Source organism: Gordonia sp. PvP123, from assembly GCF_040547295.1.
GTDB classification, from domain to species: Bacteria; Actinomycetota; Actinomycetes; order Mycobacteriales; family Mycobacteriaceae; genus Gordonia; species Gordonia terrae.
Genome location: NZ_JBEPPN010000010.1, coordinates 96,955 through 120,511 on the forward strand (window position 1 = coordinate 96,955; position 23,557 = coordinate 120,511).

At 69.4% G+C, this 23,557-nt stretch carries 20 protein-coding genes; 9 read left to right on the forward strand and 11 right to left on the reverse strand.

The annotated features are described in order from the left end of the window. Nucleotides 1-36 precede the first annotated feature (36 nt). Nucleotides 37-363, reverse strand: a complete 327-nt coding sequence (locus tag ABIC25_RS19685) for a hypothetical protein (protein ID WP_004021206.1) — start codon at nt 361-363, stop codon at nt 37-39. Nucleotides 364-580: 217 nt separating this feature from the next. Between ABIC25_RS19685 and ABIC25_RS19690 the strand changes: the two genes are divergently transcribed. From ABIC25_RS19690 to ABIC25_RS19710, 5 genes are read left to right on the forward strand one after another with little or no spacing between them, the layout of a single operon-like run. Then, complete coding sequence (locus ABIC25_RS19690; RefSeq protein ID WP_354562806.1) at nt 581-2,116, forward strand: ABC transporter substrate-binding protein; 1,536 nt, start codon at nt 581-583, stop codon at nt 2,114-2,116. 4 nt (nt 2,117-2,120) lie between these two features. Continuing rightward, entirely contained in the window at nt 2,121-3,098 is a 978-nt protein-coding gene (locus ABIC25_RS19695) for an ABC transporter permease (RefSeq protein WP_354562807.1), read from the forward strand. Then, a complete protein-coding gene (locus ABIC25_RS19700) occupies nt 3,095-3,973 on the forward strand; it encodes an ABC transporter permease (RefSeq protein WP_354562809.1) in 879 nt (292 codons plus the stop codon). The genes ABIC25_RS19695 and ABIC25_RS19700 overlap by 4 nt, the downstream gene beginning before the upstream one ends. Next, nucleotides 3,970-5,568 (forward strand): ABC transporter ATP-binding protein, encoded by a 1,599-nt coding sequence (locus ABIC25_RS19705; RefSeq protein WP_354562810.1) that lies wholly within the window; start codon nt 3,970-3,972, stop codon nt 5,566-5,568. Before ABIC25_RS19700 ends, ABIC25_RS19705 begins: the two co-directional genes overlap by 4 nt. Then, entirely contained in the window at nt 5,558-6,814 is a 1,257-nt protein-coding gene (locus ABIC25_RS19710; RefSeq protein WP_354562812.1) for an MFS transporter, read from the forward strand. The genes ABIC25_RS19705 and ABIC25_RS19710 overlap by 11 nt, the downstream gene beginning before the upstream one ends. Here the strand turns inward: ABIC25_RS19710 and ilvA are convergent. Next, entirely contained in the window at nt 6,811-8,187 is a 1,377-nt protein-coding gene (gene ilvA / locus ABIC25_RS19715) for a threonine ammonia-lyase IlvA (RefSeq protein WP_354562813.1), read from the reverse strand. The two genes, ABIC25_RS19710 and ilvA, sit on opposite strands and share 4 nt — an antisense overlap. Before the next feature lie 222 nt (nt 8,188-8,409). Here ilvA and ABIC25_RS19720 point away from each other — a divergent pair, with 222 nt between their 5' ends. After that, nucleotides 8,410-9,396 (forward strand): SMP-30/gluconolactonase/LRE family protein, encoded by a 987-nt coding sequence (locus tag ABIC25_RS19720; protein WP_354562815.1) that lies wholly within the window; start codon nt 8,410-8,412, stop codon nt 9,394-9,396. Here ABIC25_RS19720 and ABIC25_RS19725 read toward each other — a convergent pair. The 5 genes from ABIC25_RS19725 to lspA all read right to left on the reverse strand — a co-directional run bounded on the left by ABIC25_RS19725 (nt 9,339) and on the right by lspA (nt 16,782). Further along, a complete protein-coding gene (locus tag ABIC25_RS19725) occupies nt 9,339-9,608 on the reverse strand; it encodes a hypothetical protein (RefSeq protein ID WP_101819481.1) in 270 nt (89 codons plus the stop codon). The genes ABIC25_RS19720 and ABIC25_RS19725 overlap by 58 nt on opposite strands. 187 nt (nt 9,609-9,795) lie before the next feature. Next, nucleotides 9,796-13,338, reverse strand: coding sequence for a DNA polymerase III subunit alpha (gene dnaE, locus ABIC25_RS19730; RefSeq protein ID WP_354562816.1), 3,543 nt, complete (start codon nt 13,336-13,338; stop codon nt 9,796-9,798). Nucleotides 13,339-13,577: 239 nt separating this feature from the next. Next, a complete protein-coding gene (locus ABIC25_RS19735) occupies nt 13,578-15,134 on the reverse strand; it encodes a serine/threonine-protein kinase (RefSeq protein WP_354562817.1) in 1,557 nt (518 codons plus the stop codon). 63 nt (nt 15,135-15,197) lie between these two features. Further along, complete coding sequence (locus tag ABIC25_RS19740; RefSeq protein ID WP_101819478.1) at nt 15,198-16,124, reverse strand: RluA family pseudouridine synthase; 927 nt, start codon at nt 16,122-16,124, stop codon at nt 15,198-15,200. After that, entirely contained in the window at nt 16,117-16,782 is a 666-nt protein-coding gene (lspA, locus tag ABIC25_RS19745) for a signal peptidase II (protein ID WP_110117422.1), read from the reverse strand. Before lspA ends, ABIC25_RS19740 begins: the two co-directional genes overlap by 8 nt. A 40-nt stretch (nt 16,783-16,822) precedes the next feature. Here lspA and ABIC25_RS19750 point away from each other — a divergent pair, with 40 nt between their 5' ends. Beyond that, nucleotides 16,823-17,770 (forward strand): hypothetical protein, encoded by a 948-nt coding sequence (locus tag ABIC25_RS19750; RefSeq protein ID WP_354562818.1) that lies wholly within the window; start codon nt 16,823-16,825, stop codon nt 17,768-17,770. A gap of 125 nt (nt 17,771-17,895) precedes the next feature. Here the strand turns inward: ABIC25_RS19750 and ABIC25_RS19755 are convergent, their stop codons facing one another. Then, nucleotides 17,896-18,423 carry a WKL family lipoprotein gene (locus tag ABIC25_RS19755; protein ID WP_476729722.1) on the reverse strand — a complete coding sequence of 176 codons (528 nt, stop codon included), beginning with the start codon at nt 18,421-18,423 and terminating at the stop codon, nt 17,896-17,898. A gap of 233 nt (nt 18,424-18,656) precedes the next feature. On the opposite strand from ABIC25_RS19755, the gene ABIC25_RS19760 reads away from it, so the two are divergent. Next, the gene (locus ABIC25_RS19760) at nt 18,657-19,640 is read left to right on the forward strand and encodes an asparaginase (RefSeq protein WP_354562819.1); all 984 of its coding nucleotides are present in this window, start codon (nt 18,657-18,659) and stop codon (nt 19,638-19,640) included. A gap of 56 nt (nt 19,641-19,696) precedes the next feature. Here the strand turns inward: ABIC25_RS19760 and ABIC25_RS19765 are convergent, their stop codons facing one another. Beyond that, a complete protein-coding gene (locus ABIC25_RS19765) occupies nt 19,697-21,271 on the reverse strand; it encodes a DNA polymerase IV (protein WP_435529107.1) in 1,575 nt (524 codons plus the stop codon). A gap of 10 nt (nt 21,272-21,281) precedes the next feature. Continuing rightward, nucleotides 21,282-21,737, reverse strand: coding sequence for a nitroreductase/quinone reductase family protein (locus ABIC25_RS19770; RefSeq protein ID WP_064571811.1), 456 nt, complete (start codon nt 21,735-21,737; stop codon nt 21,282-21,284). A 116-nt stretch (nt 21,738-21,853) separates the two neighbouring features. On the opposite strand from ABIC25_RS19770, the gene ABIC25_RS19775 reads away from it, so the two are divergent. Beyond that, entirely contained in the window at nt 21,854-22,546 is a 693-nt protein-coding gene (locus ABIC25_RS19775; protein ID WP_101819472.1) for a TetR/AcrR family transcriptional regulator, read from the forward strand. A gap of 27 nt (nt 22,547-22,573) precedes the next feature. Here ABIC25_RS19775 and ABIC25_RS19780 read toward each other — a convergent pair whose 3' ends face one another. Further along, nucleotides 22,574-23,479, reverse strand: coding sequence for a sigma-70 family RNA polymerase sigma factor family protein (locus ABIC25_RS19780; protein WP_354562821.1), 906 nt, complete (start codon nt 23,477-23,479; stop codon nt 22,574-22,576). Nucleotides 23,480-23,557 lie beyond the last annotated feature (78 nt).

Below are 23,557 nucleotides of genomic sequence, written 5' to 3' on the forward strand. Positions count from 1 at the left end.
TACCGCGGCTTCGGGCTATGGATCGGGGGGGTGGGGTCAGACGGCGTCGCCGCCGTCGATGCTGCCGAAGTCGCCGACCTCGACGTTGCCCTCGTCGTCGACGGCAGTGTCGAAGGTGCCGTCACCGTCGGTGTCGGCGACGGCGATGTCGGTGAGACCGTCGGCGTCGGTGTCGGCTTCGATGACGTCGATCTCGCCGTCGGCGTCGGTGTCGTAGGCGATGGAGTCGGCTTGGCCGTCGCCGTCGGTGTCGAGGATGGCGTCGGTGGTGCCGTCACCGTCGACATCGGTGAGTGCGGCGTCGACGGCTCCGTCGCCGTCGGTGTCGATGAGAACGGCGTCGGCGGGGATCTCGGTGCTCATCGGGTAGTCCTCTCGAGTGGTGGAGCACTGCTGCTGTGGTGCAGTGCTTCTGGGCGGGTTCATGTACTTGGAGACGACCCCGGTCGGAAATGTTCCCGGGTTGCCGGGAGTCGTTCGGACAGCGGACTCGACCGGGCCGACCTCGGGTGCTGCGCGCCCGTGTGCCACCATCTATTGAAAACGACAATCATTATCAATAGAACCGAGGGTGCTCACCATGCGTTCGACCCGCCTACCGGCGCTCCTTGCCGCCGGCCTGATCGTGCTCACCGCCTGCGGCTCCGGCGGCGGCGACGCCCCGGAGAACATTCAGCTGGTCGCGGGGCGCATGGCGTCCGGTGTTGATCCCGTCGACGACCAGAGTTCGAGTTACCTCCGCAGTTACGGCGCTGCCGAGGGGCTCACCAAGATCCAGGCCGACGGCAGCGTGGCGCCCGAACTGGCCGAATCGGTGTCGCAGACGGCTCCGAACCGGTGGACCGTCACGCTGCGGGACGGCGCCCGATTCTGGAGCGGCGCACCTGCCGACGCCGGCGCCGTCGCCGCCTCGCTCGAGCGCTCACGCGGCAACAGCACCCTGGCACAGGGCTTGCTCGACGGTGTGACGATCACGACCCCCGACGCCCGGACCATCGTGTTCACCACCGAGGCGCCGTCGCCCTACCTCGACTACGCCCTCGCGCACTACTCGATGGTGATCCACAACGCGGGCGCCTACGACGGTGCCGATCCCACCGATGCGTCGGTCGCGGATCTCACCGGGCCGTTCGAGCTGACCGGCTTCGAGACCGAACGGTCGGTCACCCTCGTACGCAACGACGACTGGTGGGGCGGCGCGGTCGCCGCGCCCGGTGTCGACGTGGAGTTGGTGACCGACGAGCAGTCGCGCGCCGAGATCGGGCTGGCCGGCCAGGCCGACATCATCGACATGTTCCCCAGCGGACGAGCCGAGGAGGCCGACGCCGCGGGCCTCGACGTCGAGTCGGCGGCCGGCGCCACCACGGTTGCCGTCTACCTCAACCAGAACTCGACCCAGGCCCCGGCTCTCGCCGACCAGCGGGTGCGTCAAGCCCTGGGCTGGGGCACCGATCGCGAGAAGGTCGTGGCGCTGGCCACCAACGGGCTCGCCGCGCCTCTCCCCTCGTGGCTGGCCTCCAACCCGGCGTACCCGCAGGCCGACGAGAGCGGTTTCGTCTCCCATGAGCCCGAGCGCGCCCGCGAGTTGCTCGACCAGGCCGGTTGGACCGCCGGACCTGATGGTCTGCGCAGCAAGGACGGTCGGCCGCTGCGAATCCGGATGCTGACCTTCGGCACCGAGGCCGCGACCGGCGAGGTCCTGCAGGCGCAGTGGCGTGAACTCGGCGTCGACGTGCAGGTCCGCAACGTCGAATCGAGTCTCGCGACCCAGGCGATCAAGTCCGGGGACTGGGACACGGCGACCCAGGCCTGGACCACTGTCGGCAGCGCGCCGTCGCTGATCGGGAACCAGATCGCTCCCGACGGGGCCGCCAACCACGGCGCCTACGACGTGCCGGTGGTCCCCGGGCTGCTGCAACAGGCGTCGACCGCTCCGACCGCCGCGGCCCGCGAGCAGGCGATGCTCGAGGTCAACGACGTCATGAACACCGTGGTCCCGGCCGTGCCGGTGCACACCCGGGTGGCGGCCGTCGGACTCGCCGCCGACGTCGAGGGCTTCACGCCACATCCGCTCCAGTACGAGAACCTCGTGAACTCGAACGTGTCGACGTCCTGATCCGATGCCGTCTCCCCACCCGGCCGTCGTCGCGGCCGGCCGATTCCTGACCGGAACGGTCGGACTTCTGCTGGTCGCATCCGTCCTCATCTTCGCGCTCGTGCGGTCGGCGCCCGGCGATCCGGTCGAGATCGAGTTCGGCACCACCGGTGCCGACGCCTACCTCACTCCCGAGCAGCAAGCCGATGCCCGCGAGCAGCGTCGTGCAGAACTCGGGCTGGACGGCCCGATCCCGATCCAGTACCTGCTGTGGCTGGAGCGCGTCGTCCGATTCGACCTGGGGGTCTCGTACCGGACGGGGCAACCGGTCAGCGAAGAGATCCTGTCCCGACTCCCGGCCAGCGTCGCGTTGGGCGCAACCGGGTTCGCAGTCGCGATGCTGCTCGCTATCGCGATGGGGCTTCTCGGCGCTCGTCGACCGGGCAGCGCGTCGGATCACGTCATCAGACTCGGCACGCTTGCGGTGGCGACGGTGCCCACGTTCCTGTCCGGCACCATTCTGTTGCGTTGGGCCGCCGGACAATTCGACTACCCGCTGGCCGGACCCGCAACCATGGCGAAGCTGTGGTTGCCTGCCCTCGTGATCGGCCTGTCGAGCATGGCCACGATGTCTCGGCTGCTGCGTGCGTCGCTGATCGCAGAGCGATCCACACCGTATGCCACCGCCGCGGTCGCCCGCGGCGCCGGACCCGGCACAGTGCTCATCAGGCATGTCGGCCGTCCGGCACTGACCCCGGTTCTCACGCTCGCGGGTCTGGCATTCGCCGGCCTCGTCGCCGGCTCGGTCATCACCGAGACGGTCTTCTCCTGGCCGGGGGTCAGCGCCTATGCGGTCGGCGCCATCGCCGACCAGGACTACGCCGTCGTCCAGGTATACGTACTACTCGTGGTCGCGGTGGTGGTGACGGTCAACCGGGCCGTGGATGCCGTGCAGAGCGTGCTCGACCCGCGCGTCGACCAACGAGTCGAGGCGCTCTCATGACCTCGGCATCGGTCGCCGCGGTCGAGACCCCCGCCGCCCGGCTGCGGAGGCGGTCGGCCCGTGCGGGCCGCGGACTCGCGACCACCGGCGCCCTGTTGCTCGGCGGCATGATCCTGCTGGTCCTCGCCGCGCCCTACGTGGCGCCCTACGATCCCGCGGCCCAGGAGGTCGGTCCGGTCCTCGCCGGGCCCGGCGGCGACCACTGGTTCGGCACCGACCGGTTCGGGCGCGACGTCTTCTCCCGGGTCCTCTGGGGCGGCCGCGCGACACTGCTGGCCTGTGCGCTGGCGATCACCGGCGTCGTGATCTTCGGAGCCACGGTCGGCGCGCTGCTCGCCGGACTCGGGCGCCGGGCCGATGTCGCGGCGCGCGGGCTGCTCGATCTCCTGATCGCGTTCCCGTCCATCGTCGTGGCGCTCGCTTTCGTCGGACTTCGAGGCCCCTCTCTCGCCACCGCCCTCGTGGGCGTCGCCGTAGTGCTGTGGGCACCGTTCGCGCGGCTGTCCCGTGCCGTCGTGCGCTCCGCGATCGCCGAACCGTCGGCCGTTGCCGCACGCGCAGTGGGCAGCGGGCGCCTGCGCCTCCTTCGCTACGAGGCGTGGCCACGCGTCCGCGGACCACTGGCCGTGTTGGCCGCCGTCGAGGCCGCGCAGTTGATCAGCGTCGTCGCCGGGTTGAGCTTCCTCGGTCTCGGCGCCCAACCACCCAGCCCGGAATGGGGCGCGATGTTGCAGGACGGCCGTGCATCTCTCTGGGCCGCACCACACCTGGTGATCTGGCCGGGTGTGGCCGTGCTGGTGACCGTCCTCGGCCTGGTGTTGCTCGCCGAAGGACTGCGCGACGTTCTCGACGTGGACTCCGAGAGGCAGCAGTGAACACACTTTCCGAGGATGCACTCGACCATCCCTCACGGGCGGATGAGAACGTGCTGCTGGTCCGCGGTCTCCAGGTTCGGCGTGGTAGCTCACATGTTCTGCGCGACATCGACTTCCATGCAGATCGCGGTCGCATCCATGTCGTGCTGGGCGCCAGCGGCAGCGGGAAGTCCACGCTGCTGAGGGCGTTTGTCGGCTTGGTGCCCGCCCCCTCGAAGGTCCGCGCGAACCTCATGCGGCTCCGGGTCCGCGCGGACGAACACGACCTGACGTCCGCACGGCAGCTCGCCCATGTTCGGGGCGTCCACGTCGGGCTCGTCGGCCAGGACCCGGCTCTCGATCTGACGCCGTTGCGCCGAGTCGCCTCGATCGTCCGAGAGACCACCGGCGGTCATGCCCGGACCCAGGACGTACTCGAGCAGTGCGGGCTCCCCACCGGGCCGGACATCGAGCGCAAGTACTGCTATGCGCTCAGCGGAGGGATGGCGCAGCGACTCGCGCTGGGGCTCGCGACCGCCCGGCAACCGGAACTGCTCCTGGCCGACGAACCCAGCACAGCGCTCGACGCCATCGCACGTGCCCGCCTCGCCGAACACCTACGGACCGCAGCGGGCAAGGGAGCTGCCGTGGTCCTGGTGACCCATGACGTGTCGCTGGCACGGCTGCTCGCCGACGACGTGACGGTCCTGGCCGACGGCGAGATCGTCGAGGCCGGGACCGCCGAGCGGGTGCTGGACACCCCTGTCGCAGACGCGACGCGTCGCCTGGTCCGACCCCGCACGCCGCGGCGACGTCCACATCCCGAGTGCCGGACCGCGCGACTCGACGCACTCGACGTGACCGGTCTGCACGCCGGGTGGGGCGGGAGTCCCGTGCTGCGCGATCTGTCGCTCCGGGTCGGTGCCGCCGAGGTGGTCGGACTCGCCGGCCGGAGCGGCGCAGGCAAGTCGACCCTCGTCGCATGCCTCACCGGGCTGCTCGCACCCGCGCGCGGAACGATCCGTATCGGCGGCAACGACTCCGCGATCACCGCGTGGCGCCGCCTGCGCCGGGAAGTCCAGTTGGTTCCGCAGGATCCCCGGGGTTCCCTGAATCCGTGGCGACCGATTGCCGACCAGATCCGCGATCCACTCGACGTGCACCGGGTCGGACGTCGCGCGGATCGCAACGCTCGCGTCGATGACCTGCTCGACCGGGTCGGATTGACCGGCCTCGGAGGTCGCCGACCAGGAGCCCTGAGCACCGGCCAGTGTCAGCGCGCAGCCATTGCACGCGCCCTCGCTCTCCGACCCCGGCTGCTCATCGCCGACGAGCCGGTCACCGCCCTCGACACCTCGTTGCGCGCCGACATCCTCGAACTGTTCGCCGAGGTCATCGCGAGCGAGCAGATGTCCGCGCTGATCATCTCCCACGATCTGCATGTCCTCGAGTACCTCGGCGACCGCATCGCAGTTCTGGACGACGGTCGCATCGTCGAAGATCTGGCTTCGCAGTCGCTGCGCACGCATGCGCGCGCGCCGCTGACCGCTGAACTGCTGGCCGCACATCCACCACTGCTCGCCGACGCTTCCGCGGAGGTGGGGCGTGTTCGGTGAACTGCGTGCGATGAGTCCGGCCGCGCGGTTGCTCGTCGTGAACCAGACCGGGGTCAATCTCGGCTTCTACATGGTGCTGCCGTTCTTGGCGTCCTATCTGCTCGACGACCTGGGAATGGCAGCGGCGACGGTCGGGCTGGTACTCGGCGCCCGGGCACTCAGCCAGCAAGGGCTGTTCCTGCCCAGCGGCATGGCGATCGACCGCTTCGGCCCGTGGTACTCCCTCATCGCCGGGTGTGGTCTGCGCGTGGTTGCGTTCACTGGTCTGGCCGTTGCCGACGAGCCGGTGATCGTCGTGGCCGCCGTCCTCCTCATCGGCGTGGCCGGCGCCCTGTTCAACCCGGCCGCGCGCACCTACCTCGCGCTGGAAGCACCGGGTCGTCGCGCCGAGACCTTTGCGGTGTTCGAGGTCTTCGGCAACATCGGAGCCCTTCTCGGCCCCGCACTCGGCGCACTGCTGCTGTTGGCCGACTTCCAGACGAGCTGCCTGGTCGCCGCGCTGGTGTTCGCGGTTCTGACCGTCGCGCAGGTGCTCGTGCTCCCGCGCACCGACCGCACGGGTCGACCGACCCCGGCGCTCGACGGTCTACGAGAAGTGTTGACAGACAGAGGTTTCGGCCTGCTCGTCCTCGCGATGTCGGCGTACCTCGCCCTGTTCAACCAGCTGTACCTGACCATTCCGATGGAAGCTCGGCGCGTCACGGGCAGCGGCGGCTCGATCGCGGTGCTCTTTCTCGTGTTCAGCGTGCTGGGGATAGCACTGCAGGTACGCGTCACCCGGTGGTGCGGAAAACGATGGTCCCCGGAAACTTCCGTCGCCGTCGGCCTGGCCACCATGGGCGTCTCGTTCCTCCCGCTGCTCATCAGTACCGCGCTCGTTCCCGCGGCGTCGGCGGACACGGCGATCGTCCAGGCGTCGGCGCACATCATCCCGGTCGTTCTGGCGACCACGATCTTCACGGTCGGCGGACTGATGATCGTGCCCTTTGTCGTAGTGTTGTTGTCGAGTCGCAAGGGTGATCGCCTGCTGGGGACGGCTTATGGCTGGTACTACCTCGTCGCCGCGGTGGCGACGACGATCGTCGCATGGCTGTCGGGCATGTTGATCGGCATCGAGGGCAGCACGGGCCGATCGCTCTCCTTCGCGCTCCTGGTGGCGGTCGGACTCGCCGGCTCGGCGGGGGTGTACGTAACGACTCGAACGGCCCGCGTCACCGAAACCGTCCCGCGGCCGGACAGTCGCTAGGTGAGATAGGCGTACGCCGGGGAACCCGGTTCGAGCCGCTCACAGTGCAACCGCGAGCGGTCCATCCGGTCCATGAGGCCGCCGAGTCCGTCGCGGTGCCCGAGCTCGATGCCCACGAGCGCGGCACCGGTCTCGCGGTTGTTGCGCTTGACGTATTCGAACATCGTGACGTCGTCGTCGGGCCCGAGGACCTCGTCGAGAAAGCGGCGCAACGCACCGGGCTCCTGCGGGAAGTCGACCAGAAAGTAGTGCTTGAGCCCCCGGTGGACCAGCGAGCGTTCGATGATCTCGCCGTATCGGGACACGTCGTTGTTGCCGCCGGACACGAGGCACACCACGGCGGCGTCCGCCGGCAGCTGCAATTTGTCGAGGATCGCGACCGCGAGCGCCCCCGCGGGTTCGGCGATGATGCCCTCGTTCTGGTAGAGCTCGAGCATCGCCGAACAGATGGCACCCTCATCGACATGAGTGACGTGCGCGGTTCCCGGCGCAGGCGCGAAACGCTCGTCGGGCATCACCCGCACGGCCGGCGTCGCGGTGATCTGGGCGAGCACCGGATGATCCGTGACCGTCGCACCGAGCTCCGACAGCACCCGGTGCCCGATGGCGCCGATGCGTTTGACCGCCGCGCCGTCGACGAACGGATCGATCTCGGCGAGCGTCACCGGTCCCCCGTTGACGAGGGCGGCACTCAACGACACCGCACCGGTCGGCTCGACGCCGACGATCGTCACGTCATCGGACAGACCCCGGAAGTACGTCGCCATCCCGGCCAGACATCCCCCGCCGCCGACCGGTGCGATGACGACGTCGGGTACACGACCGAGTTGCTCGACGATCTCGTGGGCGATGGTCCCCTGCCCCGCGGCGGTCCGCGGGTCGTCGAACGCGTGGATCCACGCCGACCCGGTGCGCATCACATCGTCCTGGGCGGCCGCCGCAGCGGCGTCGTAGGTTTCCCCGACGGCTCGGAGTTCGACGAAGTCCCCACCGTGCCAACGGATTCGGTCCCGCTTCTGTTTGGGCGTGGTGGTCGGGACGTAGATCCGACCGGGCACCCCCATGCTGCGGCACGCGAACGCCACACCCTGGGCGTGGTTTCCGGCACTGGCCGCGACGACACCGCGTGACAGCTCGTCGGCCGACAACTGCGCCATCACGTTGTAGGCGCCGCGCAGCTTGTAGGAGCGAACGGCCTGCAGGTCCTCCCGCTTGAGGTAGATCTCGGCCCCGGCGTCGGCCGACAGGCGCGGACAGGTCTCGAGCGGGGTACGCGCCACCGCGTCGGCGATGCGAATCGACGCGGCTTCGATCGCGTCTACCGACAAAGCCTGCTGATGGACCGGGACGTGGTGCGTACTCACGACAGCCATGTTCTCACTGTCGGCCGGTGATCCGGTCCTGCGGGTTCGAGTCTTGCCGGTGGCGACATCTCGCCGCGAGGCCCGCCCGAATCGCGATCACGACACATTCACCCGCACGGTGGCGTAACACTGGACGGTGGGTGTGAGAGCCGGCCGGGCGGGAACCTCCCCCACGACCGCCTCATTCGCGACCACCGACGGCGACCCAGCCCCACCCATCAGGGAGCAGCCATGACCTCTCGTCGAACCTTTCCATCCCGCGCGCGCCGACTGCCGCGGCTGGCCGCTCTCGGTGCGGCTGCCGCGCTGGCCGTCGGACTCGGCGCAGCGGTCGAACCGGCGCAAGCTGTCGCCGCGCCGGTGTGCGCCGGAGCCGGCCAGCCTGCTCGACTCGTCGGCTCGGTACCGGGCGCGGCGCTCGAGGGCCTGACCGTCGACGCCGGCGGTCGCCTCTACACCACCGACCTGATCACGGGTCGCGTGTATCGCCTCGCCGGACCGGGCGCACCGGCTGTTCCGATCGCACGCGTGCCGGGCGGGAGCGGCGCGGGCGCACTGGCCTGGACCCCCGATGGCACCTTGCTGGTCGGATACGGTGCCGATCCTCGTGTGTTCGTCGGCGACGCGCTGCGACACGCGTCCATCGCGCGCCTCGATGTCACCACCCGCGCGCTGCGCCCCTGGGTGTCGGGACTCTCGGCGGCCAACGGGATGGACGTGTCCGCGCGCGGAAATGTGTACGCCACCAACGATTTCGGCAATCTCATCGGCCGGGTGGGTCCCACCGGTGCCGTGCAGGCGGCCTGGGGAGCGCTGCCGAGCGCCAACGGGGCGGTACTCGGACGCGGCGACGGGTGGCTCTACGTGTCGCGGACGTTCGTCAACCCGGGCGTCAGCCGGATCTCCACCGCGAATCCGCGAGTCGTTCAGAATCTGCTCAACGTGGGCGCGCCGTCGACTCCCGACGGATTGACGCTGGATTCGCGCGACCGACCGATCGTGCCGTTCAACGCCACCGGTGAGATCGTGCGGGTCACCTCGCCGGGCAGCTACTGCGTGCTGGCGACCGGACTCCCGACCTCGAGTGTCCTCTCGTACGGACGCGGAAACCGCGGATTCTCGGTCGGACGTCTGTTCCGCGCCGGCTTCGACGGTCGGATCTACGAGATCCCGGGCGGGTTCGACGCGGGAGCGACAGCTGCCGTACCGGGCAGGTAGCGCTCGCCCCACCACACGGCGAGCAGGACAAGCCCGCTCGCCCACGCGGTGATCTCGAGCGACCCGACGAGCAGGAGGCTCACCAGCGCGACCGCCGCGGCTGCCACGACTGCGTGGATCTTGTGCGCAGGCCACTGCACACCGAAGACGTCGACGGTGCGGGCCGCCCGCGGCTCTCGATGGCTCGGGTCGACATCGATCAGGGTCGTCATCTCGAATCACTCCCTCGCAAGCCGCGTGTACCGGACGTGACGACGAGTGTAGCGGATGACGAAGGAAAATGTTCGGGGGCCCGAAACCTCGGTCACGGCTCGCCTGTGAGGGGTGCGTCGGGTGGTTTCGACACTGCTCGTCGCTATCGCTCCTCGCCTGCTCAACCAGCGGGAATGCCGCAGGAGGTCAGCTCAGACAGCTGGGCCCGAGTAGTGCCTTGAGGTCCCCCATCAACGCCGAACTGGGTGCCACCCGGAGCGACTCGGTCAGCTTCAGTTGGGTCTGGCGCTTGTCGCTGACCAGGGTGACGTGCACGTCGGCCATACCGGGATGCCGGGTCAGCACCTGCTTGAGCGCGGCGACGCGGTCGGGGGTGCACAACCGGGCCGAGAGCGTCAACGCAACGGGTTTCGTCGCGCCGGCTGTCTCCAGGTCCGGTACTGCGAGGTCGTTCGCGCTGATCATCATGCTGTCGTCTCGCAGGTTCACCCGCGCCTTGATCAGGACGATGTTGTCGGCGACGATGTCCATCCCGTACGCGACATAGGCCCGCGGGAAGAAGTAGACCTCGACGCCACCGACCATGTCCTCGAGCGTGACCGCGGCCCAGGGCTCACCCTTCTTGTTCACGCGCCGGGTCACCGAGGAGATGATGCCGCCGATCGTGATCTGGGCGCCGTCGGAGACGTTCCCCTCGAGGAGCGTCGTGATGGAGGTGTCGGTGTGCGCGGCGATCGCGTGTTCGACACCGCTCAGCGGGTGGCCGGACACGTAGAGCCCCAGCATCTCTCGTTCGATGGCGAGCTTGTGCTTGGTGTCCCACTCTTCTTCGGGCACCTTGACCGCGAACACCTCGGCCATCGAGTCGTCGGCACCGCCGGCGTCGCCGAAGAGGTCGAACTGGCCGATCGCCTCGGCCTTCTTGGTACCGATGACCGATTCGACGGCCTCCCCGTGCACGAGGAACAGGCCCTTGCGCGGGTGACCCAGTGAGTCGAACGCCCCGGCCTTGATCAGTGACTCGGTCACCTTCTTGCTGCACGCGGTGACGTCGATCTTGCCGAGATAGTCGGAGAAATTGGTGAACTTCCCCTTCTCCTCACGCGCCGAGATGATCGACCCGACGACCCCGGACCCGACGTTGCGGATCGCGGCCAGGCCGAACCGGATGTCCTTGCCGACCGCGGCGAAGTTCCGCTGGGATTCGTTGACATCGGGCGGCAGCACGGTGATGCCGAGCTTGCGACAGTCGGCCAGGTAGATCGCGGCCTTGTCCTTGTCGTCGCCGACCGAGGTCAGCAGACCGGCCATGTACTCGGCGGGATAGTTCGCTTTGAGGTAGGCGGTCCAGAACGACACCAGTCCGTAACCCGCGGCGTGCGACTTGTTGAACGCGTACCCGGCGAACGGCAGGACGGTGTCCCACAGTGCGGTGATCGCGGCCTGGGAGAAACCGTTGTTGCGCATGCCCTCCGCGAAGCCGTCATAGGCCTCGTCGAGGATCTCCTTCTTCTTCTTGCCCATCGCGCGTCGGAGCAGGTCGGCCTGTCCGAGCGAATACCCGGCGACCTTCTGCGCGATCTGCATGATCTGCTCTTGGTAGACGATCAGGCCGTAGGTCTCCGACAGGATCTCCTTGAGCGGCTCCTCCAGCTCCGGATGGATCGGCCGGATGTCCTGCAGACCGTTCTTTCGCTTGGCGTAGTCGGTGTGCGCGTTCACACCCATGGGACCCGGCCGGTACAGCGCGAGGACGGCGACGATGTCCTCGAACCCGGTGGGCTGCATCATCTTCAGGAGTTCGCGCATCGCCGCGCCGTCGAGCTGGAACACGCCGAGGGTGTCGCCGCGGGCGAGGAGCTCGTAGGTCTTGGGGTCTTCGAGGGGCAGCGCGTCGAGGTCGAGGTCGATGCCCCGGTTCAGCTTGATGTTCTCGAGGGCGTCACCGATGACGGTGAGGTTGCGCAGCCCGAGGAAGTCCATCTTCAGCAGGCCGATGGCCTCACATGACGGATAGTCCCATCCGGTGATGATCGCGCCGTCCTGTGCGCGCTTCCACACCGGGATGGCATCGGTCAGCGGCTCCGACGACATGATGACCGCACAGGCGTGCACGCCCGCGTTGCGAATCAGGCCTTCCAGACCGATGGCGGTGTCGTAGATCTTCTTGACGTCCGGGTCGGTCTCGATGAGCGTGCGGACCTCGGTGGCCTCGTTGTACCGCTCGTGCTCGGGGTTGGTGATGCCCCAGACCGGGATATCCTTGGCCATGATGGGCGGCGGCAGCGCCTTGGTGATGCGGTCGGCGATGGCGAAACCCGGCTGACCGAACTGGACGCGGGCCGAGTCCTTGATCGCGGCCTTCGTCTTGATGGTGCCGAAGGTGATGACCTGGGCCACCTTGTCGCTGCCCCACCGGTCGGTCGCGTACCGCACCATCTCGCCTCGACGACGGTCGTCGAAGTCGATGTCGATGTCGGGCATCGACACACGCTCGGGGTTGAGGAATCGCTCGAAGAGCAGTCCGTGCGGGATGGGGTCGATGTTGGTGATGCCCAGGGCCCAGGCCACCAGCGAGCCGGCCGCCGAGCCACGACCCGGACCCACCCGGATGCCGACCTCGAGAGCGTGCCGGATGAGGTCGCCGACGACCAGGAAGTACGCCGGGAACCCCATCTGGATGATGACGTCGAGTTCGTAGTTGGCGCGCTGCAGGTATTCCTCGGGCACCTCGGTGCCGGCGAACCGACGCTCGGCGAGTCCCTTGGCGACCTCCTTGCGGAGGAAGGTCTGCTGCGTCTCGCCGTCGGGCACCGGGAAGACCGGCATGCGGTCGCGGTGGGTGAAGACCTCTTTGTAGGACTCGACGCGTTCGCCGATCTCGAGGGTGTTGTCGCACGCACCCGGGACGATCGAATCCCATTGCTCACGCATCTCGGCCGCGGACTTCAGGTAGTACCCGTCGCCGTCGAACTTGAACCGGGTCGGATCGGAGAGGGTCTTGCCGGTCTGCACACAGAGCAGCGCCTCGTGCGCCGCGGCGTGCTCCTTGGTGACGTAGTGGCAGTCGTTGGTGACGATGGGCTTGATGCCGAGCTTGCGACCGATCTCGAGCAGACCGTCGCGCACGCGCCGCTCGATCTCGAGGCCGTGCTCCATCAACTCGAGGTAGAAGTTGTCCTTGCCGAAGATCTCCTGCCACTTCGCTGCGGCCTCGAGAGCCTCGCGATCGTGACCGAGCCGGAGCCGCGTCTGCACCTCACCGGACGGGCAGCCCGTGGTGGCGATGATCCCCTCGGCGTGCGCGGCGATCAGATCCTCGTCCATCCGCGACCACTTGCCGAGCTGTCCCTCGATGGATGCCAGCGACGACAGCTTGAACAGGTTGCGCAGGCCGGCCGCGTTCTCGGCGACCATGGTCATGTGCGTGTACGCACCCGAGCCGGAGACGTCGTCGCTCTTCTGCTCGCGGGTGCCCCACTGGATGCGTTTGGTGTCGAACCGCGATCCGGGGGCGACGTAGGCCTCGATGCCGATGATCGGCTTGATGTCGTTCTTGACCGCGGTGTTGTAGAACTCGCTGGCGCCGAACATGTTTCCGTGGTCGGTCATACCGATCGCGGTCATCCCCAGCCGTTTGGCCTCGGCGAACAACGGGGACACCTTCGCCGCACCGTCGAGCATGGAGTACTCGGTGTGGTTGTGCAGGTGTACAAACGAGTCCGTCACGGCGCCTCTTCTGTCCAGATCGGTCGGTAGATGTCGGTTCAGTCGTCAGATGTCGGTTCGATCGGCGTGTGTCGGCGCCCGAGAGTGCCCCCGATGGCGCTCGGTGTGCCGGGTCCGATTCCGGGTCCACTCTAGGCGCGTGTACCGACACCTCCGGGGTGCCACTCCGGGTCGTGACGCATGGGACAACTGTGGTACCACGGCGGCGCCGGCCACCGGGTAGACGACGCTCCTGCCCCTCACAGAGCCAGGAACACCACGACGATCGCGATCAGCAGCAGACCGGCGACGATCGCGAGGACGACGGGCAGCCGGTTGGGCCCGGCGGGCCGTACCGATCCGGACGGCACGGCAGGATTCCGCGGCGCCGGGCCACGTCCGACACCCGGCGGGCCGGCACGGAGCGGATCATGCGGTGGACCGGCGTGGCCGGGCCGCGAGCCGTCGGGTCGTAGGTGGTCGTTGCTCTGGCGGAAGGGGTTCGACGGCGGGTGCTGCCACACCGCCGGATCGGCGCCGGTCGTCGGCCTCGAACCCTCTCCCGGACGGGCCACCGGGCGCGGCCCGTGAACCGGTCGAGGCCCCGCATCCCGTCGCGGTCCCGCATCCGGGCGATGCGTACGGGCCGGCCCCCGCTCGGGCGGCCGGTTGGCTTCGCGTGCCGCGCCCGCCCGCTGCGTCGCCTCCAGGGCCGGGTCCGGAGGCGCGGGGTGTCCGGGCCGCGGCGGGCGACGATCCGTGGGCATCCGGTCGGCGGCCGGGGGACGCCCGGCAGGCGGCGGTGTCGGGCGACCGGGGCGTACCGGCATCTCCGGCGGCGGGGCGGCCGCGGCGCGGCCGACCGGCTGAACGCCGGGGACCCCGCGGATCGTCTCCGCATCGAGGTCGGCGACAGATCTCGGCCGGACATTCCGCAGGCTCGTGGCCAGGGCGTCGGCGAACTCCCGGCAACTGGCGAATCGGTCGCCGGGCGTTTTCGCCATCGCCCGGGCGAGGACGGTGTCTGCCTCGGGCGTGAGGCCGGGTACGAGTTCGGACACCCGCGGCACCGGCTCTTTCAGATGCGCTCCGATGACCGCGCCGTTGTCGCGATCGTCGAAGGGCACGCGTCCGGTGAGCAGGTGGAAGGTGGTGGCCGCCAGCGAGTACTGGTCGGTCCGGCCGTCGAGTCGGCCGCCCGTCAACTGTTCGGGTGAGGCATAGGACAGGGTGGCCAGGACCGTGCCGACCGAGGTGAGCGCCTCGGTCTCGTCGGACAGTTTGGCGACCCCGAAGTCCGTCAGCAGGACCCGCTGCTCGTCGAACGACGAGTCCTCGTCGACCTCGGCGAGCAGGATGTTGGCGGGTTTCACGTCGCGATGGAGCAGCCCGCGCCGGTTGGCGTGATCGATCCCCCGGGCCACCTCCGAGACGATGTGCACCACGCGCCGCGGGGCGAACCGGCCGCGGGCGGCGAGTTCCCGCGCACAGTCGGTTCCGGGAACGTACTGCATGGCGATCCACAGCAAGTCGGCCTCGGCCGATCTGTCCGGTCTCGACGCCACCGGCACACTCGCGCGTCCGCGGTTGAAGACGGTGACGATGTTGGGGTGGTCGAGCGTGGCCGCGACCTCGGCCTCGCGTAGGAACCGGCGTCGGAAATTGCTGTCGGTGAGTCCGGCCGAGTCCTTGAGTACCTTCAGGGCGTCGTATCGCGGCAGTTCAGGATGCCGGGCGAGGAAGACCGCACCCATGCCTCCGCTCCCGAGTACCCGGTCGACGCGGTACCCGGCGACGAGGGTTCCCGGCTCGAGCACCCCCTCAATCTAGCCGTGCCGGGCGGGGATGTCGCCCACAAGCCGTCGATCGAACGCCCCCGGTCAGGTCGCCCGCAGGACGTCGAGCGCGTGCTGCAGGTCGTTCGGATACGACGAGGTGAACTCCACCTGCCGACCGTCGGCGGGATGGGCGAATCCCAACGACCGCGCGTGCAGCCATTGGCGTTCGAGACCCAGCTTCTTTGCCAGGACCGGGTCGGCGCCGTAGGTCGGATCACCGCAACACGGATGATGCAGGGCCGAGAAGTGAACGCGGATCTGATGTGTACGACCGGTTTCGAGGTGCACGTCGAGCAGCGACGCCGCTGCGAACATCTCCAGGGTGTCGTAGTGGGTGACGCTCGGTTTGCCGTTCGCGGTGACCGCGAATTTCCAGTCGTTGCCCCGATGACGACCGATGGGAGCATCGATGGTCCCCGAGGGCGGATCCAGGTGGCCCTGGACGAGGGCGTGGTACCCCTTGTGCACGGTCCGCTGCTTGAAGGCCCGTTTCAGCAGCGTGTACGCGCGCTCGGAGACGGCGACCACCATGACCCCGGAAGTACCGACGTCGAGACGGTGGACGATTCCCTGACGCTCGTGCGCGCCCGAGGTCGAGATCCGGAAACCAGCGGCGGCCAGCGCCCCGATGACCGTCGGACCGCTCCAGCCGACGGACGGATGCGCGGCCACCCCCACCGGCTTGTCGACGACCACGATGTCGGAATCGTGATAGATGACCTCGAGGTCCTCCACCGGCGTCGGTTCGACGCGCAGCGGTTCCTCGGGTTCGGGCAGGGTGACGTGCAGCATGGTGCCGGCGGCGAGTTTGTGGGACTTCCCCACCGCCACCCCGTCGACGACCACGTCGCCGTCTTCGGCGAGGGTGGCGACAACGGTGCGCGAGAGCCCGAGCATCCGCGAGACGCCGGCGTCCACGCGCATCCCGTCCAGGCCGTCGGGCACCGGCAGGAAACGCGACTCACGCATGGGCGCCGCCCTCGGTACCCGCGGTGTCCTGCTCGTCGCGCCGGTCGCGTCGCGCCGCCCAGCCCGTGCGGGTGCCGTCGTAGTCGAAGCCAAGTGCCGAAAGAACGACCAGCAGGATCGCGCCGCACACGACGGCGGAGTCGGCGACGTTGAACACCGGCCACCATCCCACCGACACGAAGTCGACCACGTGACCCTGAAGTGGTTGCGGTGAGCGGAAGATCCGGTCCATCAGGTTCCCGATGGCCCCACCGAGCACGAGCGCCAGACCGGCTACCCACCACCACGACCGCAGACGGCTGCTGTAGCGGATGATCACCAGGACGACCACCAGGGCGATGATCGAGAGCACCCAGGTGTATCCGGTCGCGAGCGAGAAGGCCGCCCCGCTGTTGCGGATGAGACGCAGGGTCACGAAGTCGCCGATGATCTCCACCGGGCGTGCCGGATCCAACGTGGCGACCGCGATCGTCTTCGTCAATTGGTCGAGGCCGAGGATGACCAGTGCGACACCGAGCACCGCGAGGGTGACCTTCGGGAGCCGGCGGCCGCGCTCGCGTACGGACGTGTCGGTGTCGTCGGGTCCGCGGTCGGCCCCGGGTTCGACACTTCCGTGCGGGTCCACGTGCTCTCGATCCGTCAGGGGTTGGTCATCCACAGCATCATTGTCCACGACCCGTCGAATACCCTGGCTACCCGTGTCCCCGCATCCCCGTCGCCTCCGGTCCGTCGTCTCGTCGATCGCAGCGGCGACCGCGCTGTCGGTCCTGGTCGCGGGATGCTCGTCGGATGCCGACGAGACGTCCGGCGATGCGCGGCCGAGCACGTCTGCGGGCTGCAGCGCGGACTCACCGTCCCGTGCCGCCGGTGCGGCACCGGTGCCGATCGCACCGGCGACGGTGACGATCGTCGACCCGGGCAACGGCGAGCGCCGCGTGCCCACCACCGCACCGGATGTCGCGACCGCCCAGTCGGTGACCCTCGTAACGACGTCGGAGGTCGCGTCGCCGGGCAGCGCGGACGCCCAGACCGTCGAGATGCCCCTCACGGCACGCTTCGGCTGTGCCGATCTCGCCGACCTCGAACTCGACCTCGGCTCGGTCACGTCCCCCGACACCACGTTGAACGACGCGATGGCGGCGATGGCCGGTGCGACGGCCGGGCTCACCCTCGGTCCGGGATACGCGCCGGTGTCGCTGCGTATCGCGCCGCCGGAGCAGGCGGGCGGCGAGGCGCGGCTCGCGGTCGAGCAGGCGCTGGTCGCGGCGTTCAACACCGCCGTGGTACTGCCGACCGAACCCGTCGCGGTCGGCGCGACGTGGCGCAGCGAACGGGTCATCGCGGCGGCCGCGACCGTCACCCAGACCATCGAGGCGCGACTCACCTCCTGGGACGGCAACCGGCTGACCATCGACTACACGGCCGACGAGACCCCGGTGAACTCGGTGTTCGCGATCCCCGGCGGTGGTGACAGCCTCACCATCAGCCGCTACAGCTACGCCGGCGAGGGCACGGTCACCGTCGATCTGACGCGCGGGCTCCCGGTCTCCGGTGAGGCCACCTATCGCGGGGCCCGAGAGCTGGTCGGCGCGGACCCGGGCCGCCCGCTGCTCCAGCAGACCGGCCTGTCCGTCACCTGGCGCTGAATGCCGACGGCCCCGGCTCGCCGACATCGGTCGGCGATCCGGGGCCGCGGATCATGATCGGCGAGAGACGTGCCGGAAGGCACCGTCGGGGACGCCACCCCACTCGGTGGCGAGGCGGACGGAAGTCAGCTCGCGGGGGCGCACATGGCGCTCTCGACCTGATAGAGGCCGAGGAGGTTGCACACGGTCTCGTTCGAGAGCTTCCAGCGTCCGTCGTCGAAGACGATGGTCGACTCGGCGTTGGTCGGCGGGTTGCCTGCGGTCTCGATCCGGACCTTGACGCGGGCCTTGTTGGGGCCGGCGCTGATCACGGGGTTGACGAGCACCCAGTCGACGTCGGAGTTCTCGGCACGCGCCTTGACCAGCTCGTCGAAGATCGCCGGGTCCTTCTCCGATCCCTCGACGAGCTCGACCTTCTCGGCGCGCGGGATGTCCGGGTCGACCGCCTTGTCGACCAGCTCGTTGAGGGCCGCGATCGACGGCGGGTTGCTGCCGTCGGTGATCTCGGAGCCATCGCCGCCGGCGGCTGCGGTGTCGGTGCTGGTGAGCGTCGGTGCTGGTGGTGCGTCGGCGTCGTCACTCCCGCAGGCCGCGACGGTGGTCATCAACGCTGCCGCGATCATGGTCGCGCCCAGAAATTTCCGATACTTCAACGATCTCCCTCACTGTGTTCTCGGGCATGGGGTGCGCCGGTGGGCGCTACTCGTACCGCGATGCCGGACGTGTCTGCCGGGTACGACCCGGCGACGGCCCACACCACTATGCCAAACGACGAGCACTGTGGGTCCCCGGTACCGACGACACCCCCGACGGTCCGGCAGTCCGGGGCGGCGCCGAGCAGGCAACGCTTGACGGGCCGGTCGGGTTCCGGTGACCCTTGGGCACCATGACAGGCACCCCTCCCACCGGCACCCCCGCGATCATGCTGATCAGCACCGGAGGCACCATCGCCGCCCACCGCACCGCCGACGGCGCGGTCCCCGCCCTCGGTTCCGCCGAACTCCTGTCCGTCACCGGCACAACCGACACGGGACCCGCGATCCGCACCGTCGATCTGATGTCGGTGGACAGCTCGGCGATGACGGTCGCCGACCAGTTCGCGGTGGTCCGCGCGATCGCCGACGCGCTCACCGACCCGGCGGTCCGCGGTGTGGTGGTCACACACGGAACCGACACGATGGAGGAGACGGCGTTCCTCGCCGACCTGTATGCCGCCGACGACCGGCCGGTCGTGTTCACCGGCGCGATGCTGCCGTCCGACTCCCCGGAGGCCGACGGTCCGGCGAACCTCGGCGCCGCGCTGGCCGCGGTCGTCGATCCGGCCGCGCGCGGTCGGGGCGTCCTCGTGGCCCTGGGCGGTCGGCTGCTACCCGCACGCGGTCTGTTCAAGGTGTCCACCACCGCCCTCGCTGCCTTCGACACCGTGCAGGCCGCCGGTCCCGCGAACGACCTGCCGCTCCCGCGACGGGTCCTGACGGGACCGGTGCCGGTCGGGCGGACGGCACGGGTCGACGCCTTCACCCTCTACCCGGGCGTGTCGCCGGGTCTGATCGCCGCGTCCGTCGCCCAAAACGCCGCGGGGCTGGTCCTGGCGGCCACCGGGGCGGGCAACACCCACCCGGACATCACCGCGGAGGTGGCCCTCGCCGTGCAGCACGGGGTGATCGTCGTCGTGACGAGCCGGGTCCCCTACGGCGAGGTGTCGGCGACCTACGGCGGGGGCGGCGGTGCCGTCGATCTGTGTCGGGCCGGCGCGATCGTGTCGCCATGGTTGCGCGCCCCGCAGGCTCGCATGGCCCTGATCGCCCTGGTGACCGCGGGCCACGATCGCGATGCGATCACGGATTTCTTCGTCGGCCGACACCCCTGAGGAGCGCCGCCGGCATCGGTTCACTGCGGGTGCCACCCGTCGCCCGTACGCGCGGGTCAGTCGTCGTGCGGGAGATCCCACTCGAGGCTGTCGAGTGGGTTCGCCGGACGGAGCTCGGGGTCGTCGACGCCGAAGGTGCGGGTGCGTCCCGGCCCGCTCGTCCGCGTCTCGAACCGCACGGTGACGACTCCGTGTCCGCTGCCCTGGACCCAGCCGTGTCCATGATCGGGATGGGTCACATCGGCGCCCGGCCCGAATCGTCCGACCGGCATCGAACTGCCACCCGGCGCGAATCGTGGGGGTGCGGACAGCGAGTCCGTCACCGGTGCGGCGAGCGCCGCGCCGACACCGTCGACCACCGGGTCGGCCGTCTCGGCGCCGACCTCCGGCAGAGGCACTGCAATCCGGTCCGCATCCGCGGCGTCGCCCTCGGCCGTGTCGTGGTGGGTGGTCTCGACATCGCCCGCCCCCTCCGCGAACACATCGTCGAACAAGGCATACTGCTGGACCGCGGTGAGGCCCGAGAAGCTCACGCCGACAAGACGAATGGCGCCGACCGACCGGGGGTCGAGGGCGAGTCGCTGCGCCGACCGCTCGAGATCGTCGAAGTCGGTGGTGGCCGTGGCGGTGGTCGCCGAGCGCGTCAGTATCGACATGTCGGATCTCTTGAGCTTCAGCACCACGGTGCGCGCGCCCCGTCCGTCGGCGCGCAATCGGCGGTGCGCGTCGACGGCGGCCTTGCGGATGGCGGGACGGAGCGCATCCAGTTCGACGATGTCCTCGGCAAAGGTCGACTCGGCGCTGATCTGTTTCGCGGACGCACGTTCGGCGACGGGCCGGTCGTCGATGCCGTGCGCGAGACGATGCAGGGCGGGCCCGACGGTACCGCCGAGGACGGAGGCGACCTCGACCGGCGACATCGCCGCGAGGTCCCCGATGGTCACGATGCCCAGGCGCGCCAGGCGATCACCCGACACCGGCCCGATGCCCCACAACTTGCGCACCGGGAGCGAATGCAGGAAGTCGAGCTGCCCCGACGGCGGGATCACCATCACCCCATCGGGTTTGGCCATACCCGAGGCGATCTTCGCCAGCTGCTTGCCACTCCCGAGTCCGACCGACGCGGCGAGTCCCACCTCGGACCGGATTCGGGCCCGGAGCAACTCGGCGAAATCGCGGGCCTCGTCGACCGTCGCCCCCACGAGCTCGGCCGGCTCGCCGAACGCCTCGTCGAACGACAATGTCTCGATGATCGGAACCGCTTCGCGCACAATGCCGAAGACCCGTTTGCTGACCGTGCTGTACACCGAGCCGCGCGGCGGGATGACCACACCGGTCGGACCGATGAGCCGACGCGCCTGGTGCATCGGCATCGCCGACCCGGCACCGAACACGCGGGCCTCGTAGCTGGCCCCGGCGACCACCCCGCGTCCGCCGGACCCGCCGACGAGGACCGGCCGGCCGCGCAGAGTCGGCCGGGTGAGCTGTTCGACGGAGGCGAAGAACGCGTCCATGTCGAGGTGCATCACCCAGCGCGAGCTGCGTTCGGGCCCCTGTCCGCCCGCCGAGGTCCCGGGGTGCTCCGACACCACACCGCGACGTTGCGGCGGTTCGGACTCGGGACGTGACACCTCACCGAGTCTAGTGAGCAGCGGTGACGGTGAAGACGGGGATCAGTTCGGCGTGCGCAGCCAGTTCGTCGTCCGACGACGAGACCTCGAGACCCGCGGGCAGGAAGCGCGCGACCTCCCACCCCCAGCGCCGCAGATAGTCACGGATGACCGGCGGACGGAGCGCGGGGTCGACTTCGGTGAGGGCCACGACGGTCCGCTGCCGGCCGCGGCGCAGTTCGGCCGTCCCGGCCGCCCGCGCATTCCGCACCCACTGGGTGTCGCCGCGGACCGCGACCAGGTACTCCGCCCCGTCGAGTCGCAGCACGTTGACGGGCACCCGCTGCGGCGTGCCGGTCCGCCGGCCGACGACGGTGAGCGTCTGCGCCCCGGCCAGATCGACCCCGCGGTCCGCGAGCCAGCGGACAGCGCGGTTGACGACGGCGTCGAAGCCGCTCGGGGCCTTGTAGTGGGCAGTCGCGGTCATGTTCGGCCTTTCGTCGAGGTGTCAGGTTCTCGAGAGCAGTGCTCTCGTTCTGAGTATGCAGACACCACGCCCGTAAATCAAGAGCACCGCTCTCGATTTGTGGCAGGATCATCGCCATGGCCACCGGACGAAGCCGCGCGGAGAACCGCGCGATGATGACCGACGAGATCCGTCGGTTGGGACGCGAACACCTGACCACCTACGGGGCCGCCGGGCTCTCCTTGCGCGCCATCGCCCGCGACATGGGCGTCGTCTCCTCCGCGGTGTACCGGTACGTCCCGAGCCGCGACGAGTTGCTGACCATGCTGCTGGTCGAGGCGTACACCGACGTCGCCGACGCGGTCGATGCCGCGGCCGACTCCGTCGATGCCGCCGACCGGCGCGAACGGCTCGCGGCCGCGGCCGCGGCGGCGAGAAGGTGGGCGCTCGCCGACCCCGCCCGATGGGCGCTGATCTACGGAAGTCCGGTGCCCGGTTACTCCGCCCCCGGTGATCGGACCATCGGTCCGGGTACTCGTATCCCCGTCCGGCTTCTCCGCGAGTGCGTCGCCGCCCATCACGAAGGCCTGCTGCGTCCCGACCTTCCTTCTCCGACAACAGACATCGCTGCCGACATGGACGCCATCCGCGACGAGTTCGACCTCGACACGCCGGCCGCGGTCCTGGCCGCGGCCACCACGCTGTGGGCGGTGCTCGTCGGCGCGATCAGCCTCGAGACATTCGGCCAGTACGGAGCCGACACCTTCGCACACCCCGAACAGCTGTTCCGGTTCCAGATCGAACAGACGCTGTCCGGACTGTTCGCCTGACGTGTCATTCCTCGAGCCGGCGGAAGGTCACCGGGTCACGGACCGGGGATGCTCGACCCCACCGAGCTTGTCGGGGTTGCGCATCACGTAGATGTCGGCGATCAGACCGTCGACGACGCGGAGGGTCAGGACGGTCTGCAACCGGCCGTCGAAGTGCAGGATCATTCCCGGCTGACTGTTGAACATCGCGAACTCGACGCGATAGTCGTCGAGCACCGCACCGATCCGGGCGAATCCGGACAGGACCTGCATGACCGCGGGCGCACCACACATGGGCCGGCGGACCGCCGTGGTCTTGCCGTCGCTGTCCGAGGTGAGCACCACGTCGGGTGTCATGAGGGTCAACAGGGTTCCGGCGTCACCAGATTCGGCCGCCGACAGGAATGCATCGACGATCTCCGCGGCGCGGGCACGGTCCACCGGATCGAAGCGGGGGCGCCGACGTTCGACGAGGGATCGGGCCCGTTCCGCGATCCGCTCCACGTCCCCCGACGTCGGCGACAGGATCGTGGCGATCGCGTCGGCGCCGAATCCGAACACCTCGCCCAGGACGTACACCGCGCGGGCTTCGGGCTCGAGTTCTTCGAGGACCACGAGCAGCGCGGTCGACACCGCCTCGGCGAGGACCCCATCGGCCATGGCGTCATCGTCCAACCGGATGGGCTCGGGCAGCCACGGCCCGACGTAGCCGTCCGCGGCGCGTCGACGGACAGCCAGCGCATCCACCGCTCGCGGCACGACCAGCGCGGTGACATGCGTCCGGGCCTCCCCGGGCCCGACCTCCCCCGGGCCGGGCGGGCTCTGACGCAAGCATTGCCGCACAACGTGTTCCGCATCGACGGCCGAGCCGAGGATCTCGTAGGCCACGGTGAACAGCAGCGGTCCGAGCGCAGCGTGGTGTGTCGTGCGGGGATCCACATCTGTGCCGGTCATCGAGTCGGCCCTCCTGCATGGGTCGGGCGGTGACGTCGGAAGGAGGTTCCGATGCCGCCGGGTCCGCGCCTTCCCCGG

Excerpts from the sequence above, each read along its gene's own strand:
- ABIC25_RS19685 (WP_004021206.1), bottom strand. The coding sequence starts at position 363 with ATGAGCACCGAGATCCCCGCCGACGCCGTTCTCATCGACACCGACGGC.
- ABIC25_RS19690 (WP_354562806.1), top strand. The coding sequence starts at position 581 with ATGCGTTCGACCCGCCTACCGGCGCTCCTTGCCGCCGGCCTGATCGTG.
- ABIC25_RS19695 (WP_354562807.1), top strand. The coding sequence starts at position 2,121 with ATGCCGTCTCCCCACCCGGCCGTCGTCGCGGCCGGCCGATTCCTGACC.
- ABIC25_RS19700 (WP_354562809.1), top strand. The coding sequence starts at position 3,095 with ATGACCTCGGCATCGGTCGCCGCGGTCGAGACCCCCGCCGCCCGGCTG.
- ilvA (WP_354562813.1), bottom strand. The coding sequence starts at position 8,187 with ATGGCTGTCGTGAGTACGCACCACGTCCCGGTCCATCAGCAGGCTTTG.
- ABIC25_RS19720 (WP_354562815.1), top strand. The coding sequence starts at position 8,410 with ATGACCTCTCGTCGAACCTTTCCATCCCGCGCGCGCCGACTGCCGCGG.
- ABIC25_RS19725 (WP_101819481.1), bottom strand. The coding sequence starts at position 9,608 with ATGACGACCCTGATCGATGTCGACCCGAGCCATCGAGAGCCGCGGGCG.
- ABIC25_RS19740 (WP_101819478.1), bottom strand. The coding sequence starts at position 16,124 with ATGCGTGAGTCGCGTTTCCTGCCGGTGCCCGACGGCCTGGACGGGATG.
- ABIC25_RS19760 (WP_354562819.1), top strand. The coding sequence starts at position 18,657 with ATGACAGGCACCCCTCCCACCGGCACCCCCGCGATCATGCTGATCAGC.
- ABIC25_RS19770 (WP_064571811.1), bottom strand. The coding sequence starts at position 21,737 with ATGACCGCGACTGCCCACTACAAGGCCCCGAGCGGCTTCGACGCCGTC.
- ABIC25_RS19775 (WP_101819472.1), top strand. The coding sequence starts at position 21,854 with ATGGCCACCGGACGAAGCCGCGCGGAGAACCGCGCGATGATGACCGAC.
- ABIC25_RS19780 (WP_354562821.1), bottom strand. The coding sequence starts at position 23,479 with ATGACCGGCACAGATGTGGATCCCCGCACGACACACCACGCTGCGCTC.